This is a genomic window from Vibrio toranzoniae (assembly GCF_024347655.1).
GTDB classification, from domain to species: Bacteria; Pseudomonadota; Gammaproteobacteria; order Enterobacterales; family Vibrionaceae; genus Vibrio; species Vibrio toranzoniae.
Map to the genome: position 1 here is coordinate 578292 of NZ_AP025515.1, position 19197 is coordinate 597488.

The 19197-nt window shown below is 43.6% G+C and carries 18 protein-coding genes; 12 read left to right on the forward strand and 6 right to left on the reverse strand.

All coding sequences use genetic code 11. The annotated features are described in order from the left end of the window. Positions 1-77: 77 nt before the first annotated feature. Both OCU50_RS16990 and OCU50_RS16995 read right to left on the reverse strand, forming a co-directional pair. Positions 78-1436 carry a Na+/H+ antiporter NhaC family protein gene (locus OCU50_RS16990; RefSeq protein ID WP_046225034.1) on the reverse strand — a complete coding sequence of 453 codons (1359 nt, stop codon included), beginning with the start codon at positions 1434-1436 and terminating at the stop codon, positions 78-80. Positions 1437-1832: 396 nt separating this feature from the next. Further along, positions 1833-3617: an SgrR family transcriptional regulator gene (locus tag OCU50_RS16995; protein WP_060469438.1), complete on the reverse strand. Its 1785-nt coding sequence runs from the start codon at positions 3615-3617 to the stop codon at positions 1833-1835. A gap of 601 nt (positions 3618-4218) precedes the next feature. Here OCU50_RS16995 and rimK point away from each other — a divergent pair. Continuing rightward, positions 4219-5124, forward strand: a complete 906-nt coding sequence (rimK, locus tag OCU50_RS17000; protein WP_017058742.1) for a 30S ribosomal protein S6--L-glutamate ligase — start codon at positions 4219-4221, stop codon at positions 5122-5124. Between the two features lie 79 nt (positions 5125-5203). Further along, positions 5204-5632, forward strand: a complete 429-nt coding sequence (locus OCU50_RS17005) for an ATP-dependent zinc protease family protein (RefSeq protein WP_046225032.1) — start codon at positions 5204-5206, stop codon at positions 5630-5632. Positions 5633-5764: 132 nt separating this feature from the next. On the opposite strand, the gene OCU50_RS17010 is transcribed toward OCU50_RS17005, so the two are convergent. Beyond that, positions 5765-6547, reverse strand: coding sequence for an MBL fold metallo-hydrolase (locus OCU50_RS17010; RefSeq protein ID WP_060469437.1), 783 nt, complete (start codon positions 6545-6547; stop codon positions 5765-5767). 357 nt (positions 6548-6904) lie between these two features. Here OCU50_RS17010 and OCU50_RS17015 point away from each other — a divergent pair, with 357 nt between their 5' ends. The 7 genes from OCU50_RS17015 (at position 6905) to OCU50_RS17045 (ending at position 14311) form a co-directional block, all read left to right on the forward strand. Beyond that, a complete protein-coding gene (locus OCU50_RS17015; protein ID WP_060469436.1) occupies positions 6905-7942 on the forward strand; it encodes an L-dopachrome tautomerase-related protein in 1038 nt (345 codons plus the stop codon). 171 nt (positions 7943-8113) lie between these two features. After that, entirely contained in the window at positions 8114-8716 is a 603-nt protein-coding gene (locus OCU50_RS17020; RefSeq protein ID WP_060469435.1) for a 2OG-Fe(II) oxygenase, read from the forward strand. Positions 8717-8987: 271 nt separating this feature from the next. Beyond that, the gene (locus tag OCU50_RS17025) at positions 8988-10280 is read left to right on the forward strand and encodes an extracellular solute-binding protein (RefSeq protein ID WP_060469434.1); all 1293 of its coding nucleotides are present in this window, start codon (positions 8988-8990) and stop codon (positions 10278-10280) included. A 222-nt stretch (positions 10281-10502) separates the two neighbouring features. Continuing rightward, a complete protein-coding gene (locus OCU50_RS17030) occupies positions 10503-11384 on the forward strand; it encodes an ABC transporter permease subunit (protein WP_060469433.1) in 882 nt (293 codons plus the stop codon). 38 nt (positions 11385-11422) lie between these two features. Continuing rightward, positions 11423-12265 (forward strand): sn-glycerol-3-phosphate ABC transporter permease UgpE, encoded by an 843-nt coding sequence (ugpE, locus tag OCU50_RS17035; protein ID WP_060469432.1) that lies wholly within the window; start codon positions 11423-11425, stop codon positions 12263-12265. Continuing rightward, on the forward strand, positions 12255-13535 hold the full coding sequence (gene ugpC / locus OCU50_RS17040; RefSeq protein ID WP_060469431.1) for a sn-glycerol-3-phosphate ABC transporter ATP-binding protein UgpC: 1281 nt from the start codon (positions 12255-12257) through the stop codon (positions 13533-13535). The genes ugpE and ugpC overlap by 11 nt, the downstream gene beginning before the upstream one ends. A 56-nt stretch (positions 13536-13591) precedes the next feature. Next, positions 13592-14311, forward strand: coding sequence for a glycerophosphodiester phosphodiesterase family protein (locus OCU50_RS17045; RefSeq protein ID WP_060469430.1), 720 nt, complete (start codon positions 13592-13594; stop codon positions 14309-14311). Positions 14312-14409: 98 nt separating this feature from the next. Here OCU50_RS17045 and OCU50_RS17050 read toward each other — a convergent pair whose 3' ends face one another. Together OCU50_RS17050 and OCU50_RS17055 are read right to left on the reverse strand one after the other, a co-directional pair. Further along, the gene (locus OCU50_RS17050; RefSeq protein WP_060469429.1) at positions 14410-15189 is read right to left on the reverse strand and encodes a L,D-transpeptidase family protein; all 780 of its coding nucleotides are present in this window, start codon (positions 15187-15189) and stop codon (positions 14410-14412) included. A 2-nt stretch (positions 15190-15191) separates the two neighbouring features. Then, positions 15192-15674: a GNAT family N-acetyltransferase gene (locus OCU50_RS17055; protein WP_017058753.1), complete on the reverse strand. Its 483-nt coding sequence runs from the start codon at positions 15672-15674 to the stop codon at positions 15192-15194. A gap of 208 nt (positions 15675-15882) precedes the next feature. Between OCU50_RS17055 and OCU50_RS17060 the strand changes: the two genes are divergently transcribed. The 3 genes from OCU50_RS17060 (at position 15883) to grxB (ending at position 18145) form a co-directional block, all read left to right on the forward strand. Then, positions 15883-16863 carry a Gfo/Idh/MocA family protein gene (locus OCU50_RS17060; protein ID WP_060469428.1) on the forward strand — a complete coding sequence of 327 codons (981 nt, stop codon included), beginning with the start codon at positions 15883-15885 and terminating at the stop codon, positions 16861-16863. A 164-nt stretch (positions 16864-17027) separates the two neighbouring features. Further along, entirely contained in the window at positions 17028-17186 is a 159-nt protein-coding gene (locus tag OCU50_RS17065) for a hypothetical protein (protein ID WP_017058755.1), read from the forward strand. Between the two features lie 326 nt (positions 17187-17512). Next, positions 17513-18145, forward strand: coding sequence for a glutaredoxin 2 (grxB, locus tag OCU50_RS17070; protein ID WP_060469427.1), 633 nt, complete (start codon positions 17513-17515; stop codon positions 18143-18145). A 124-nt stretch (positions 18146-18269) separates the two neighbouring features. Here grxB and ppsR read toward each other — a convergent pair whose 3' ends face one another. Further along, a complete protein-coding gene (gene ppsR / locus OCU50_RS17075; protein WP_060469426.1) occupies positions 18270-19103 on the reverse strand; it encodes a posphoenolpyruvate synthetase regulatory kinase/phosphorylase PpsR in 834 nt (277 codons plus the stop codon). Positions 19104-19197 lie beyond the last annotated feature (94 nt).

The window sequence follows — 19197 nt, forward strand, 5'->3', positions numbered from 1 at the left end:
TGAATGCAGACAGACAACAAACATAATATATCGACAAAAAGACTCCCGAGGGAGCCTTTTAACGAAATCAATAATGACTATGCTTGAGCAACTTGGCGAGCCGAGTGTTTAATAAACACAGTAACCACAGCCACGATTGCAAGTGCAAAACAGTAGTATGAGTGCGTGATAATATCTAAAGGCGATAAGTTAAACACCGAACCGAGCAATAGCACTTGTGCACCATAAGGCAACACACCTTGAATCACACAGGAGAAGATATCCAACAAGCTTGCAGAGCGACGCGGAGACACATTGTTCTCTTCCGCCAGTTGGCGAGCCACACTACCAGAAACAATGATCGCTACCGTGTTGTTTGCAGTACATAGGTTCACCATAGATACCAAACCAGCAATGCCTAACTCACTCGCACGGCCATTCGCTTGCTTAGAGTGTGAAGAACCAAACGCACGAATCACACCACTGACTAAGTTAGTCAGGAACGCCAACCCACCTTGGCGACGCATTAGCTCACTCAAACCACCAATCAGCATCGACAGTAAGAAGATCTCCTGCATATTGCCGAAGCCTGCATAGATATCTTGAGCGTAATCCGTCATACCGTAGTTCTCAACAGAACCTAGGCTCACGCCACCCGCCAGTAAGATACCAATCGTTAGCACGACAAAAACATTCATGCCCGATACCGCAAGAATTAAGATAGTGATGTAAGGCAACACTTTCAGCCACTCGATTGGACCTGTTTCAGGAACCTGGGTTGCCGTGCTATTGAAAGCAAAGATAACAATCGCGATAAGAGCAGCAGGCAGTGCAATACGGATATTCTCTTTAAACTTATCTCTCATCTCACAACCTTGTGAACGTGTCGCAGCAATTGTGGTATCAGAGATGATAGACAGGTTGTCACCAAACATCGCGCCACTCAAAACAACGCCGGCAGTCAGTGGAATGCTCATGCCTGCTGAATCTGCAATGCCTAACGCCACCGGTGCAACGGCAGCAATGGTCCCCATCGACGTACCCATTGCTGTCGCGATGAAAGCTGAAATCAGGAAGATACCTGGCAGAATCATGCTCGTAGGAATAGCCGATAGACCAAGGTTTACCGTCGCATCGACGCCACCAGAAGCTTTAGCCACAGCCGCAAAAGCCCCCGCCAATAGGTAGATCATGCACATTGCGATAATGTCTTTGTGGCCTACTCCACCTAAGAATTGTTCGATAGCACGGTTCAATTTATCTTTGCTTAGCAACAACGCCAGCATCACAGCAGGCAAAGCCGCAATCGGAGCTGGAAGCTGATAGAAAGCAAAATCGACGCCTTGCAGTGACAAGTACGTACCTACGCCAATAAACAGCGCTAGGAACACAATCAGAGGGATAAGCGCAACTGCAGAAGGGGCAATGACAGCATTAGAATTTTTTGAATTGGACATGGAACATCAACGCAATAAAACAAGAAGAGGAGCAGACTAATGTCACACTTAGAGCTTGTCAACGTCTAGACGTCTAAATGTCTAATTCAATGTAAAGTAATAAGCACATTATTGAACATCACATAATAAAAAGGTTCATCGCGGATTAGCGGGAACTAAAAACAAGCGGTGACTGACCCGTAAACAGCCTCAAAAAACAGATCATGCAGTGAACTTTAACGCTGACGCTTAAGCATCATTAGTATTCGCCAGTATCGAATGTTGTAAGATAGCCTAGAGCGCTAGACAACGAAACAATAGTAAGTATTCAAACGCTAATTTTTAAATACTCACGTTCTAAAGCCACCGCTTATCGAGTTCAGTTCTCAATTCAAATGTTGCCATCAGTACCTGTCACTAATCGGCTGACCATACGTTTTTGAATTCTGGCCATCCCCAGTTAGTGATAGCGACATTTTTCAAAATCCCTTGGAAACGCACAGTTTGCAAGTGATGAAACATTGGCACCAACCAATAATCAGAAATCAACGTGGACGCGATAGGTTCCAACTCTGCTAAGTAGTCAGGCAGTTCAACGGAGGCTTTGTGGTGATCCAAACGCTGTTTCAGCCAGTTGCTGTTCGTCCCACCTAGTGCGGAATGCAACACGGGATCATTCATCAACCACGAGAACAATGAAGAAGGTGTGTTGTCATCTAAGTTCAAATTACACAACACCAAATCCTCCTTTAGCTCGCCACTCTGGGACAGCTGAGCCAATTCTCTAAAACTGTAGGTATTCACCTCAACATCAACGCCGTATCTTTTTAGTATATCTGATACGCAAATAGCACATCGGTATAACGCATAGTAGTCGTAAACCGCGATAGTCATCTTTTGAGGAAGTTGAGCTTCCTTTGATGGCGTTCGATATAACCTTTGCCAACTTGGCAGTATATTTTGAGCCAAAGATACACTAAACAACCCTTGATTCTGTTCTAATTGAGACAAAATAGCTTGTGGGTTGGCGATCCCTGAGAGGTACTTACGCTGCTCATTATTGAGTGGCTTAACTGCTGAATTCTGATTAAATAGGATAAATAAACACCCGTCCTCGACTCGGCTACGAAGGCCGTCACTCTCTGCAGACACCAGTTCCGTATCGCTTTTCCCCAATTGATGAAAACAGGACGAGTCTTGATAAGGCGAAACCTGCATTTGGCTATCATCAAAGCGAGCGCTCCCCGTCATCGATTCTTCAAATTGCCAAATGGTGACCTCATCGGTTAACGATCGGCAGCCATAGTAATGTTCGAATGCAGCTAGTTTTAGACGCTCGTTATTACTTTCCACCACTTTGAAAGGGCCAGTTCCAATCACGGCATGAGACATAGATCCTAATGGCGTCGGTTTACGGGCGACTTGAGCTGCTGGTTGAATCGAATACTTAACGCCAGCAAGCAAACCTGCAAACCCAGTGTCTGCTTTAGTTAACTGAAAGCTGATTCTCAATGGTTGATCGCTGTATACAGAAGCCACATGAGCTAACTCTGTCTGATAAAAAGGTAAGGTTTGTAGGGCAGAAAACAAAGACACAAGTTGCTTCGCATCGACTGGGTGTCCATCGTGAAAGCTAAGGCCAGGGCGTAAATAAAAGGTCCAAGTTAATTTTTCAGAATCGTACACCCAATGATGAGCCAACTCAGGCTTTAACTCGCCTTTGCCATTACAAGTGACGAGGCAGCTAAATACTTGCCTGATCAAAAATCGTTCACTACTGCGATGAATATGATGTGGGAACAAATCCTCAAACTTACGTTTGTAAGTCAATTGAACATGCAGTAGCCCTTCGCGCATCGTTGCACCAGATGTTTTTTGGAGTAGAGACCCAAATATTGCACGGTCATTTTCCAAAATAGAAAGTGCTTTTTCGTATTTGCCTTGCTCTATCAGTTTACTGGCAACATGTTGAGTCAGCTCTTGATTGCTAAAACACAAGGTCAGGTTAGATCGTTGATTCCTGCCGACTTTTGGCTCCCACACCACCCATTCGGCTTGATGCATCTTGCCGAGCAAGGTTCGAGCGTGACGCAAACTGGTAAACAGCTTGTCTGCGACCTCCGTTAAGGTCACCGAATGTGAGAGGTTAGGCTCAAACGAATTCAGCCTTGTGTAGTAACGCATCATGTTTAGATCAGACAAATAATGAACCTTTTTATAAACAACCCTTCCTGATTAAGCCCATTATAAAACACATTAGCCCAAAAGTAGTGATAAAAGACTAAAATAGGAACAGCTATTAAAAAACCTGTCTGTTTATTAGTTCCTATTAAATAACCATAATTAATAAGTCAGCAAGGAACTCCGTGTTCCCGCCAAAGCCTAATACAAGAGAAGTAATCACCATGAGAAAATACTATCTTAATAAGCTAAAAAATACGTCTAGCAAGCTCGAGAGAGAAGCACTGAGAACACTTATAGAGCTATGTAACTGGCGTTATTAGTACACATTTAGCACCGAGTTTACGCGAGTTGAGTACCACTTAATATGCTCCACCCCCAACATGAGTTAGGTCTCAACTCGCTTTTTCCTTCCAAATACCTTTTCAATCCCGCCGTACCAGTAACTCATTCGTTCGATAAACTTACGTTGTCGACTCGACAAATTTAATTCATTTTCTTAGTTAAACGAAAAGCCTTAAGGTTCGCTCCAAAGTAAGCAAGGAGCCTCAGAAAAACTGAAAGCTCAGAGAACAACTCATTTATTTGCAGTTACCAATCAGGTATTAACTAAGGAAACGCCATGCGTATCGCCATTCTTTCTCGCAATGAAAACCTATACTCTACTTCTCGCTTAAAAGCGGCAGGAGAAGCTCGTGGTCACCATGTTGATGTTATCGACACGCTGCACTGTGATATAGATATTGCGAGTAACAATCCGAAGATTCGCTACATGGGTGAAGAGCTACCTCAATACGATGCTGTTATTCCACGTATTGGCGCTTCCATTACCTTTTACGGCACTGCTGTTGTGCGCCAATTCGAAATGATGGGCACTTTTTGTATCAATGAGTCAGTAGCAATCAGTCGTTCTCGCGACAAACTGCGCTCACTACAACTGTTGTCTCGTAAAGGTATTGGCTTACCAAAAACAGGTTTCGCTAGCCGCCCAGACAAGATTCAAGACTTGATCAAAAACGTAGGTGGCGCGCCACTGGTTATCAAGCTTCTTGAAGGCACTCAAGGTATCGGCGTTGTACTAGCAGAAACAAACAAAGCAGCAGAAAGCGTTATTGAAGCGTTCATGGGCCTAAAAGCGAACATCTTGGTTCAAGAGTTCATTGAAGAAGCAAATGGCGCAGACATCCGTTGTTTTGTTGTTGGTAACAAAGTAATTGCAGCAATGAAACGTCAAGCTGGTAAAGGGGAATTCCGCTCTAACCTGCACCGTGGTGGCACAGCTCAACTGGTAAAACTCACCAAAGAAGAGCGTGCAACAGCAATTAATGCAGCTAAAATCATGGGATTAAACCTATGTGGTGTCGATATTCTACAATCTAAAAATGGCCCTGTAGTAATGGAAGTTAACTCCTCCCCAGGTTTAGAAGGTATTGAGAAAGCGACTGGAAAAGATGTTGCTGACATGATTTTTGACTTTGTCGAAAAAAATGCTAAGCCCAATGCAAACCGCACTCGCGGCAAAGGCTAATTGAAAAGGTTAACTATTAAAAAATCGCTTTAACCGCGATAATAACTAAATGAGCCGTAAACCAATGATTGGAAAAAACATGAATCAGAAAATGATCATAGGGAACACTGAAGCAATTTGCTTACCGGAGTTAGGGATAACTGGATTACATACGCGTGTAGATACAGGGGCTAAAACCTCTTCGCTACATGTGGATAACCTGCTCTGCAGTGAAACTGACGGTGAAAGCTACGTTGAATTTGATTTACACCCAGACATCTATCACCTTGAAGAAATAGTTCGCTGCAAAACCAAATTAAAAGCAAGTAAGCGAATCAAGTCATCAAACGGTGAAGTAGAAACTCGCTGTGTCATTGAAACTATGCTTAAAATAGGTGATCAACAGTGGCTTATCGATATCACGCTAAGCAACCGTCAAGACATGACCTACATGATGCTTCTTGGTCGTCAAGGAATGAGCGACAAAGTGATTGTTGACCCAGCAGGTGAATTCCTACTGACTCGCTAATCCAAATCATCGTAACCGAACCACAGGTTATAACAAAATAAGGCCCGTCTCGTAACGGGCATTTTTGTTTACCTATTTATGTCCTACCTTTCTACAGTCAGTACTTTCGGTGTTGCGGTTTTCCACTTATTTCTAAGACTTACCATTATACTGAAAACCAAATCGCCAAATAGATAACAGTAAATTCTTCATTTTAATTTTCGTTACACGCCAATGAGTCACCGGTCTTCTTGGGGCACTCGTTAGCAAGTGTTCAAAGGCTGTCTGACTAAAATCCACCAGTCCTCCATGCGCCACCAGCAAAGTATCAACCTGCATGTCATAAATACGAGATACCGACTCTCGGTACTTGTTAGGATGAAAGATGGGAAACGGCGGAATCAGTTTCTTTTTAACCTCCACCATTAAATCAGCCACATAAGCGACGCTATGCGAAGGACAATAAACGGACAGGTCTCTGTCGGTATGTCCTGGCGTTTCCAATACAAGCCAATCATCAAAGCCTGGAATCGTATCACCGTCCGAAAGTTTGTAGTCAGGCTTGAGCTTCCTTGAATACCACAGATTTGCTCTAGGCTTACCAAGCCTATTTGCCATCCACCTTGCAAGGGCAAGATCGGTTAGGTGCATCAATATACCATCGACTCCTTGATACCAGTCCTTATCTCGGTTCGCTGCCACCAAATTACAGTTAGTCAGCTTTCTAAGCTTATGTGCTGCACCCGCGTGATCTGGATGCATGTGTGTCACGACCACTGTATGCAGGTCGTTAAATTCACGACCAAGCTCATCTTCAATGAAAGCTTTAAGATGGGGAATATCCGCTCGGCACGCGCCATCAAGTAACAGCAGCCTGTCTGGGTACTCTACGAGATACATGTCTTGGATATAACCTTTGATTGTATGAATCTGCAAATTGTATTCCTATTCGCTGTCCCTGCTGATGGGTGAAATTTAACAATTTTGAAACAATTATACTCATCAGAATATAGTAAATATGACTGAAATGTAATTTTTTGAATCATTGCCTACCGATAATAAAAACCTTAGCCGAATACCTCATCAATAAGTATGTGTAATAACGTCCGTTACATGCAGTTGATTTTTAACACTTAAGAGCATTTATATTTTAGTAACATCGCCGTTATTAGCTATCTATAACAATACGTTTCAATCTATTATCAAATAAAATTTGAAAGTATAACAAACATAGCACTGTTGAAAATTGACAACCTTCCAGTAACATTTACATCAATTACTAAGGGGAAAACAATGAAGAAAACAGTAATCAATACCGTTCTTGCGAGCGCTATTTTATCCACTTATGCGTATGCAGAAACTGAACTGACTCCAGAACCAGAACAAGCTACCGTTGTTGCTACAATGACTGAACGTCCGGGCAACCCTTCCGTCACACCGGATGGACGTTTATTATTAAGTGTTCATCCGCTTGACAACCCAACAACCAAAGTCATCGAGTTAAGTGTGGCTGGAAATCAAACGCCATATCCGACGATGAAATATGCACAAGGTGATGATTCTCTATTTAAAGCCGTCATTGCTATTCGTACGGATGATAACGGAGTCGCGTGGATCCTAGATCTAGCAACCCATACCATAACTGGTTGGGATACTCATAAAGAGACGCTGGTCAAAACGATAAAAATACCGGCTTCCGTTTTGAAACCGACAAGCTTCCTCCAAGACTTTGCGCTAGACCAAAAAAGACAGCGTATAATAATCGCCGATATGACTCAAAATGACCTGAAAAGTGAAGCAATTCCAGCCTTTGTAACCGTAGATCTCAAGACAGGGGAAGCGGTACGTGTGGCTGAAAATCACCCGTCGATGAAAGCCGACAGTAAAACCGGTTTTGCTTTAAACCCAATCACCATTGATCCATCTTACGAATGGGTTTATTTCGGGGCCGTCAATGGTCGCACCGTTTATCGAGTAAAAGCGAGTCACTTTGACAACAACGGACAGACAGTCGCAAGCAATATAGAAAAATACGCTGATAAATCTTATTCAGATGGCATTACGGTAGACAGCGCTCAGAACGTTTATGTTACTGATATAGAAAACAATGCAATCGGAGTGTCCACCCCACAAGGATACCGAATTATTGCCACGCTATCAGACAACCAAACTTGGCCTGATGGCATGTCATTTGGTCCTGATGGTTATATTTATATAACGGTCAATCAACTTGATCGAACCGCGGCTTTAAATAACGGTACAGATACAGGGACCCGACCATTCGAAGTCGTAAAAATCAAAGCCCTCGCCACAGGATCAACGGGGCGATAATCAAGCAGTAGTGAGCCGATCAATAGGCTCACTACTCACTTCTCCAATTTTTTCCTTTCAATCCCCGCTGGTAAAATACAAATATAAATCGTGACGACAAAATACGTGATTTGTTGACCTGAGTTATTAGGACTATATATGCGCCTCTAATTTATTGTCTGAGTGCTATACATGAACCAACTAATCGATGCTCTTTCTACCCAAGGTTACTTTGTTTGGGATGACTTCTTAACTCACGAAGAAGTGATGGCATTGAAGGATTGCATTCCAGAAGCCTGGAAAAAGGCTAAGATTGGCCGTAACGATGACGTAACGCAAGAATCGACTATTCGTAGTGACAAAATTCAGTGGGTAAATCGCGATACAGGAGAGCCAGCCTCTCTGTTCTTAGACAAAATGGAGCAAATTCGTTTAGCTGCAAACCAAGCATTCTATTTAGGCCTATTCGAGTACGAAGCGCACTTTGCCAAATACGAAAAAGGTGACTTCTATCAGAAGCACCTAGACTGCTTCAAAGGCAATGAAAACCGCCGCCTAACCACGGTTTTTTACATGAATGATGAGTGGACGGAAGAAGACGCAGGTGAGTTAATCATTTACGACCTAGACAACAATCACATCGCAACCATTCCACCAAAATCCGGCCGTTTGTTAGTGTTCTTATCTGAACAGTTTCCACACGAGGTTTTAACAACAAATACCGAGCGATTCAGTATCGCAGGTTGGTTTCGTATTAACGGCGTTAAAGACAACCAGCTCGACATCGCGCACTAAAATTTTGCCTCTCTATCTTACTGAAAGCCTGTTCATCAAGAGGCTTTCAGTAATGAGCAAACCTTTATAGAGGAACGAACAAAGTCACTATCCAAACCATCATTAACCTCCCCCTTAAATAAAATCGAAATGAATCTTTCATACCACTGAAACGATTTAGCCACGTAAGTGAAATATGCCCTGTTCAAGATAACTTCAAACGATACCCCTACCGTCTCGTTAACACTCTTGATCAAAATCTCATACGAATTTCATCCAAAAGGAAACTAAGATGAATAAGCTAATTTTAGCAGGCGTTCTTTCGGCAACAGCAGCAATGCCAGCTTTCGCAACGACTCAAATCACTTGGTGGCATGCAATGGGCGGCCAACTTGGAGAAACCGTCAATAAAATTGCGACAGACTTTAACGCATCACAAGACGATTACGAGATCACGCCAATCTACAAGGGGTCATACACTGAGACCTTAACAGCGGGCATTGCAGCATATCGAGCAGGTGAAGCACCAAATATTCTACAAGTTTTCGATGCGGGTGCAGCAACCATCATGAACGCTAAAGGCGTCGCGAAACCAGTACAAGATATTCTGGTTGAGTCTGGCTACAGCTTTGATTCGAACGATTACCTAGCGGGGGTTCGTAACTTCTACGCTGATAACGAAGGCAAAATGGTCGGGATGCCTTTCAATAGTTCTACCCCGGTTCTGTACTACAACAAAGATCTTCTTTCCGAAGTCGGTGTCGATGCACCCAAAACATATGAAGAATTAGAAGTAGTGGCTAAGAAACTGAAAGCAGAAGGTCATATTGCATTCTCTCAATCTCTAACACCATGGATCATGTTCGAAAACTTTAAGTCACGCCATAACCTACCAGTATCAGACCAGAACAACGGCTATGACGGCTTATCAACTAAAATCATGTTCAACACCAAAGACATGATGATGCACGTTAGCAAGATGAAAGAGTGGTCAGATCTAGGCTACTACAAATATTACGGTAGCGATTGGGATGCGAACCAAACCCCTTTCGAACGTCAAGAAGTGGCAATGTGGATGGGCTCTTCAGGCTCGTTCGGTGGTTTACGTAGCCGCGTATCTTTCGAGTTAGGCACCACTTACCTCCCATACTGGAAATCGGTCAACCCGGATGCTGGCTTAACCTTCATTGGTGGTGCTGCTCTGTTTGCTCTCAATGGTCACAAACCGCAACAAGACAAAGGTGTCGCGGCGTTTTTTGATTACCTGACCAAACCTGAAACTCAAGTTTACTGGCACAAAACAACTGGCTATGTACCTGTCACAACAGCCGCTTATGACTTAGCGAAAGAGTCTGGTTACTACAACGAGCAACCTGACGCCGAAGTGGGTGTTAAGCAGCTAAGCCTAAAATCTGGCGAATGGACTAAGGGTTACCGCTTAGGTTATTACCCACAGATTCGTGAAGTAATGCACCGTGAGTTCGACAACATCTTCGCTGACCGCTCTAGCGTCAAAAACAGCTTAGATAAAGTCGAAGATGAAAGCAGCAAGTTACTGAAACGCTTCGCTCGTACGATGAACTAATTATGCTTTTTAACCAAAGCAGATAACTGAGCCAAAAGCTTAGCGAACCAAAGCTGTTCATTGCTCCTCACCACTTGTCACTGCGTTATTAAAAACGTAATGGCAAGGTGTGAGGAGATTCTTCACTAGCGCCATTTCTTGCTCCAAAAACTACAACTCAACTGGATGCATGTCTTGATATCGCGCGAGTGGTCACTGTCACTAACTTTTTTGGACTACCCTGTGGAACAACGTCAACAATTCTTTCACTCTCCGTTGCCTTACTTATTTTTAGCGCCTCAGATACTCATCATTGCGGTTTTCTTTATCTACCCAGCGGCAAAGGCGGTTTACCTTTCATTTATGTTAGAAGATCCTTGGGGCACTTCCTCCATCTTTGTGTGGTTCGAAAACTACCAAATGCTATTCGAATCGAGTGAGTATCTGAGCTCAATTGGTTTCACCTTAATGTTCGCGATTGTGGTCTCTTTCTTATCGCTTGCCTTAGCGCTGCTGCTCGCCGTAAAAGCCGACAACATCATTCACGGACAAGGCGCTTACAAAGTCACGCTCACTTGGGTTTATGCGGTTGCTCCTGCAATCGCAGGCGTAATTGGTGCTTTCTTGTTTAACCCACACATTGGCGTGTTCACTGAAATATTTGCCGTGGTGGGTTGGGACTTCAGCTTCCAGACCGATCCTGTGGATGCCACGTTTGCTCTGGTTTTGGTTTCAGTATGGAAACAAGTCTCAGTAAATTTCATCTATTTTCTAGCAGGCCTTCAGTCTATCTCTTACGCGGTAAAAGAAGCTGCAATGCTAGACTGTGTCAGCGACTCGAAACGCTTCTGGACCATTACCTTTCCATTACTCGCACCTACTGGATTTTTCCTGTTGGTCATCAACCTCACCTACTCGTTCTTTGAAACCTTTGGCGTGATAGACACCATGACCAATGGCGGCCCAGGCGGCGCCACAACCTCACTAGTGTACAAGGTGTATCGCGATGGCTTTGTTGGCGCTGATTTGGGCGGCAGCTCGGCACAATCGGTTGTGTTGTTGCTGTTGGTACTGACGCTCACTTTTATCCAGTTTCGCGTTGTAGAAAAGCGTGTTCATTACTAGCCCATCACAGCTAGGTTTAAACACGACAGGAGTAAATAATGAAAAGTAATAAGATCACTGACCACCTAATTTTAATTGCTGGCATGCTGTTTATGTTGGTCCCAATCTGGCTGATATTCGCCAGTTCGACCCATAACCCAAACACCATTGTCAGCGATGGTTTGCAGTGGTTACCGGGCGATAACTTTGCGGCTATATATAGCGAAGCTTGGAACAAGAGCATGGGCTTTAGTGGTGAAGTCACCGCCAGCAAGATGATCGCCAACTCGATGATCATGGGGCTAGGTTTTGCGATTGGTAAGATCATCATTTCAATGATGGCGGCATTTGCTTTGGTCTACTTCCGGCTTCCCTACGCGACAGCTTGGTTTTGGTTGATCTTCGTAACCCTGCTACTGCCACTAGAGGTTCGTATTATCCCGTCTTATGAGGTTGTCGCTGGGCTTGGGCTGCTCAATAGCTATACCGGCTTGATTCTGCCTTTGATTGCCTCTGCCACTGCAACATTCTTTTTCAGGCAGTTCTTCAAAACGATTCCCGACGAACTGCTCGAAGCCGCTCAGTTAGATAACGCAGGCCCATTTCGATTCTTTGTCGATATCTTACTGCCGCTGTCTAAGACCATGATCGCCGCGATCTTCATCATCATGTTTGTGGTGGGTTGGAACCAGTACTTGTGGCCGATCATGATGACAACAGATGAAGGTTACAACACGATCGTGATGGGTATTAAACAAGTACTCAACAACATCAATGAAACCAGTTTACCGCGCTACGACTATGTTTTCGCCATGGTTATTTTAGCCATGTTGCCACCTGTTTTAGTGGTGATTGTATTTCAACGTTGGTTTGTAAAAGGGCTAGTAGAAAGTGAAAAATAATAACAAAAAGATTCTGATCAAAGACAATCGCATTCAATCACTCGATGAGTACAAGACATCTCACCAAACAAGTCACCAAAAAACGGAGGACACTTCGATGTCAATTCATAATCAAGCGGGCAAAGGACATAAGCACAATCAACCAGTCATGTTAGGTCTTAAGAGTTTGGTAAAGACCTACGAAAATGGTCACCGCGCTGTCAAAGATGTCTCGCTTGATATCGATAAGGGTGAGTTCCTTGTATTGGTTGGCCCTTCTGGTTGTGGAAAATCTTCTATCCTACGTTCTATTGCTGGCCTGGAAAGCATCTCTGGTGGTGAAATTCACTTGGGTGGTCGCCGTGTTGATAACGAAAAGCCAGCTCAACGTGATATCGCAATGGTCTTTCAGAACTATGCGCTCTACCCACACATGACTGTGTATAAGAATCTGGCTTATGGTTTGAAAAATCGCGGCGTCAGCCAGCATATTATCGAAGAAAAAATTGAGAGGGTCGCCAAAACGCTGAAAATCGAAGAATACCTAGACCGTAAACCCGCCAAGCTATCCGGTGGTCAACGCCAACGTGTTGCAATGGGACGAGCGATCGTCCGCGACCCACAACTGTTCTTATTTGATGAGCCTCTGTCCAACCTAGATGCATCGCTGCGTGCACACATGAGGTTAGAAATTAAAAAGCTACAGCGCGAACTCGGTGTCACCAGTGTTTACGTGACTCATGATCAAGTTGAAGCCATGACTTTGGCAGATAGAATAGTGGTTCTCAACAAAGGCCAGATTGAACAAGTTGGTACGCCAAAAGAAGTCTACCACCAGCCTGCTAGTACCTTTGTTGCAAGCTTCATTGGCAGCCCTGCGATGAACTTTTTATCAGCCACAATCGACGACGGTTATCTTGAAATTGGCGATCAACAGATGTATTTACCCGAGTACGCCCACGTAAAAAATACAGCTATCACGCTTGGTATTCGCCCAGAACACTCTGATGTTTGCGCAGACTTGGTCATGAACACGCTGCCGCTTGAATTACGTATCAACGTCGTTGAGCCTTTAGGACCAAACCAATTAGTTCATGGCCTTGTCAACGAACAACCATTTATCGCAGTAACACCCGAGACGACCCTATGCCAAGCGGTACCGCTCGGGTTGAGTATTGATAAATCCAACCTGCATATTTTTGACAGTCATGGCAAACGCATTCACCCGAATAACGTCACATCACAGGAGCCACACGAAGATGCGATAAGCTTAACGACGGCTCTAGCGTAATCGAGTACACTGATATTTAATGCATTTTTGCGGTGTGTCTTTAAGAGGGATTAATTATGTCGTCTATCATCGTAGGTCATCGTGGGGTAGCAGGTACTCACCCAGAAAATACCAAAGCAAGCATTGAGCAAGCAGCTAAGCTCGGTTTGAAATGGATTGAAGTAGATATTCAACCAACCCAGGATGATCAACTTGTGGTTTGCCATGATCACACTCTGGAGCGCTGTAGCGATGGCAAAGGGCGTGTTGATGAACACACCCTTGCAGAACTGCGTCAGCTCGATTTTGGCAGTTGGAAGTCTGAACAGTTCGCTGGAGAAAAAATACTTACATTGGAAGAGTTGCTCGCGCTTGTTGAGCAACATAGTCTTAGCGTCAACCTAGAAATTAAAGTCGATAGCCGACATCAGGCGCCTCATGTGGTTGATCTATTGCACGATGAGTTAATTCGCTCAAACCTAGACACCGATAAGATCTTGCTATCTAGCTTCAGCCACCAGGTTATAACGGAGATAGCTCGTCACTTACCGAGATACCGAGTTGGAGTGATCACAGAGCAACTGACTCAAGCTGATTTGATGCTGATTAATGAGGTCAAAGCGTTCAGCTGTCACATGAATTATAAGCACGTTAATCAGAGCAATCTCGATACACTCAACGAAGCAAACATTCAAACCTGGTGCTACACCGTAAACGATCCGTCTCGCTTCAAATTTCTCTCAAACGTGGACGCGATATTTACTGATTTTCCTAACAAATTCAGCTCTATAAATTGATAGTCCGAGCACTGAAAAATAGAACGGAGAGTTAAAAATTAACCGTTAGAAATCTCAAAATTCGATAACAAACAAAAACGAGTATGGGCAGCGATCAACTACCATTCAATATGGATAGGGGTGCCCATTTTTACGAGTTGGATAAACTCATCCATGTCTTGGTTAGTTAGTGCAATACAACCATCAGTCCAATCAAAGCTTTGAATAAAGCGAGGTGAACGCAGTTCACCATTTTTAATACCATGGACTTTGATATTACCTCCAGGGGTTACATTATGTTTCTCTGCCCACTGCCTATCGGAAGAGCGAGGGTAATTGATGTGTACTGAACGATAGAAGTCAGAATCTTCCATAATATAATCAAGTTGATACTGACCTTCTGGCGTGCGGTGATCACCTTCAAAGCGTTTATGCCCTTTGGGCTGCTTGCCTAATGCAATCCGAAATTCCTGTATGACTTCTTCCCCTTTTAATAAATACATTCGACGCTTCGATTTATCGACCTTAACCAGAGTTACTGCCGGTAACTTCGGTTCTAATTCAGAAATGGTATCTGGCTTAAGGTAAACCCGCCGAGATGATCGTTGAGAGAGTTGGGCAATTTGTTGGCTAGAATCCCCTTCAGCAGAATTATTTTTAAGAGTACCACCGGTAAGAATAGTGACATGCTTTGGATTTGTGGTTACTGATGAAGTAGTCGCACGTTTAGATGGAGCAGACTCAAACACCATAGTTTCAATCGCTATCGCATCTGAAGCTATCTTTTCTACGACCAGTTTTTTGCCGTAAACAGACTCTTCCAACATTGGTTCCGATGCAGCATATAGAGCGTGAGTCGATAACATTAAGTAAACAGCTAAAAACCAAAGCAAGCGCACCCTTAAATCTCCTCAAAACGCATAGACATGGTTCGTGATTGAGTTTCCATCCCTAGCGACTCATAGAACCTTTGAGCTTGCTGGTTGAACTCCATCACTTCCAGTCTAAGCTCAATCGCGCCCCTAGATTGAGCCCAGTGATTAAATGACCTCATCAAAGATCGACCAACACCTTGATTCTGGATCTGTTCATTAACCACAATTGTGCTCACTCTCGCCACTTTATGCGGCTGAATAAAACTTACCCCTTTGTTCTGCGTCACTTTACCTGCTAAAAAGCCAACCACTTGTTGCTCATGAACCGCAACCAAGAAAGTCCCTAAAGGGTCGATCATCATGCCTAACCAGTACTCCTCACTGTCGGCGAAACCCTGTGAAGGTGGCGCAAATACCATAGGAGCACCAAGATGATGTTGACGGTTTATCTGATCAGAGAGTTCTAAGATTGAGCGTATATCAGCGACTTTGGCAGTACGGATTTGCATATCATTACCTTGTTTTCTTTCAATGAAACCTTAGCAAAAAAGGCTTAGTTGTGCACTGTTATACAGGCTGCCTCAGGGGCCCTATCACTATCATTGACAGATACTAGGCTGTAATTTCAGGGGAATTGTTCCGCAAATCAGGGGAACATTTATAGTCGTTGAGTGCTACTATCGTTACAGAATTAATACGCTAACTATGGATACCTATATGATAAAGTTCGCTGTAATTGGCACCAATTGGATTACACAAAAGTTTGTTCAAGCTGCCCATGACACACAATCAATGAAACTTGGTGCGGTATATTCACGTAACCTAGACAGCGCCGCGCAGTTTGCGCAAGAGTTTAACGTTAAAACAAACTACGATTCACTCGAAGCGCTGGCGAATGATAGCACTATCGAAGCCGTGTACATCGCTTCACCTAACTCATTACATTGCGAGCAATCAATATTGATGATGGAGCATGGCAAGCATGTTATCTGTGAAAAGCCTGTTGCATCGAATATTGATGAAGCGACTCGAATGTTTAAAATAGCCAAACAAAATGATGTGGTGTTATTTGAGGCGTACAAATCTCAATTTCTTCCGAACTTTAAACAAGTTCAATTGGGGTTAGAAAAAATCGGCAAAGTGCATAAAGCACACATCAATTACTGCCAATATTCCTCGCGCTATCAAAAATATCTAAATGGAGAGAAGCCAAATACTTTCAACCCCGCTTTCTCTAACGGCTCGTTGGTCGACATCGGTTTTTATTGTGTAGCTGCGACAGTCGCACTATTTGGCAAACCTGAAAATGCGCAGGCTTCTGCAAAGCTACTGGATTCAGGCGTTGATGCTCATGGTTGTGCAATCTTCCAATACCCAGAATTTGACGTAACCCTTGCGCACTCCAAAGTGAGCGACTCCTATGCGCCAAGTGAGATCCAAGGAGAGCTTGGAGCTATCATCATTGATCATATCGCCGAATGTACCGATGTTAAGATCCACTACCGTGATGGCAGTATTGAGAACCTCACTCAAGTACAGAGCGAAAACTCAATGAGTTACGAAGCACAAGCCTTTGCAGACTGCATTGGTGGCGATCAAACTACTGAATCTCAAGCAGAACAACGCGCTTTAACCGTTGCTCAGTTAATTACAGAGATGCGTCAGCAAGTTGGTGTCGTTTACCCTTCTGACAAATAGAGCTACCCAGCACGTTAAAATACTGATTTTGAAGACATACTAATTTATGCATAACCAAATTTAATCTTTACGACAAAGAACCGGATTAGTTGATTTAGGTTCGATCTGTTTAAATTCGCGTTCGATATCCATCGTATTTATTTAGTTTGTTGAAGGTGTGTAAAATGTTTTCAGTTGATGATCGCGTTATGGCAACAAAAGGGGTTGATCTTGGTGAAATGGTAGTAACGGGCCTAAGTGCTGGCGGTTTCTACGTTCACGTTACAACGGTAGAAGGCGCAATGCCGCTAACTTACCCAATGCAAGACCTTAAAAAAGCATAGTTTGATTACTCCGCTCATTTAGCAGCCACTCTGCTAAAGATAACAGAATTAAGGCTTTGGCTACTCCTCTTTGTTAGGACGATCAGCCAGAGCCTTTTTTATATCAGCGATTCTCCCCCAGCGCTCTCCATTGGCTTCCCCATCACAATAAATGCCCTTACCAGTGGCTAATACCACCAACAAAAACCCTTTAAAATAAATCACTTAACTTACAATTTGCCTATTTTCAGTTGATATTGGTTATTAGAGAAAGCTTATTTTTAACAACAGCTTCTGGTATATTAGCAACATCTTATGCTGATAATAACCATGAACTGAGGGAAGCTATGAAGCTTTACATCTACGACCACTGCCCTTTCTGCGCAAGAGTTGCCTACATTGCCCAATCTCTAAGCTTGAACATCGAACTTATTTCTGTCGATTATGATGACGCCCAAACCCTTATCGACCTTATTGGTAAAAAGATGGTGCCAGTCTTACAGAAAGACGATGGCTCTATCATGGCTGAAAGCTTAGACATCATCGCTTACTTCATGGATTTGAAATCAAGCAACGAACAACGTGAACCGTCAGAGCAGGCTACACTTTTCCAAAACCGTTCGTTCCCTCTCACTCAACAGATCGGACGCCCACGTTGGTGGAATCTCGATTTGGCTGAATATCGCTCTGTGGGAAGCAAAGAAGCTTGGCGTGCAAGTAAAGAGACAGAAGGTTTTAACTTTGAAGAACTCTTAGAAAACACACCGCAATACGTCCAACAAATCAACCCATTGCTAAAAGATGCTGAGCTTTTACTGGACTTAGAAAATGGCGAGTCATCACTGCCTATCATTGATCAAGCACTCTATTTCTCGATGCTACGTGGCTTCTGTGTTGAGTCAAGTATCACATGGCCACCAGCACTTGAGCATTGGCTCGAAAAACAGAGCAAAACGCTCAGCATTAAGCTTCTTCGATAATTTGTTCGTTAGATAAGTCATCAACAGCTAACCTAAACGGAAAATCGAAGCGCCTCGACCTATCATCGTGAGCTTCGATTTTATGCTACTCCTCAACTTTCTTTTGTTCCTCAACTCTCTTTTGCTACAACAAGCGTCTTCTCAAACCAGTACGCTCCAAAATTCGTGTCGAAATCTCTTCAACCGATAGCGAAGACGTATTGATGTAAGGTATCGCTTCTCGGCGAAACATCGACTCTACCGTTTGCAATTCATACAGGCATTGCGAGTCACTCGCGTATTCGCTGCCCGCTAAACGGTTCTCACGAATCTCCGTCAGCCTTTCTGCATCGATGGTTAAGCCAAACAGCTTGTGTCGGTAGATCTCAAATTCAGGCAACAGCTTCAAGCGCGCTAAATCGTCGTGGATGAATGGGTAGTTTGCGACACGCAAACCAAACTGCATTGCCATATACAAGCTTGTCGGTGTCTTACCGCTTCGAGACACACCCAATAGGATGATATCCGCCTCTTCGAGCCCTTTAAGCGTAATGCCATCATCATGAGCCAGCGTGTATTCAATCGCAGCAATACGGTCGAAGTACTTCACTGAATCTTTATTAACACTACGTGAACGCTGCAACTTAGGCACCGGGGCCATCTGGGTATCGTCTTGCACTTTCTGCACAATACTCTCTAGCACGTCATAGCAGTGCGCTGGTGCCTCCAAAAGCTGCTGCTTAATCTGCGGAATCACAATCGAAAAAAAGACCAGAGGCTGGTTACCAGTCTCACGATACGAAATTTCAATCTCTTTTAATAAATCAGAAAGTTTGTCTTCACTTTCAACAAACGGGAAGGTTTTTTCGTTAGCTTCGAACGGGAATTGACCTAGAACAACATGCCCTAAAGTCTCACATGTTATGGCCGTTCCATCAGAAACATAGAATACATCACGACTTTGGATATCAATTTGCATTTTTTATTTAATGTTTAAAATTATTTTGAGTAGGATAGACACCATAATATATATAACGAAACCCTGCTGACTATTACGTCCCCCACAGCTTTGA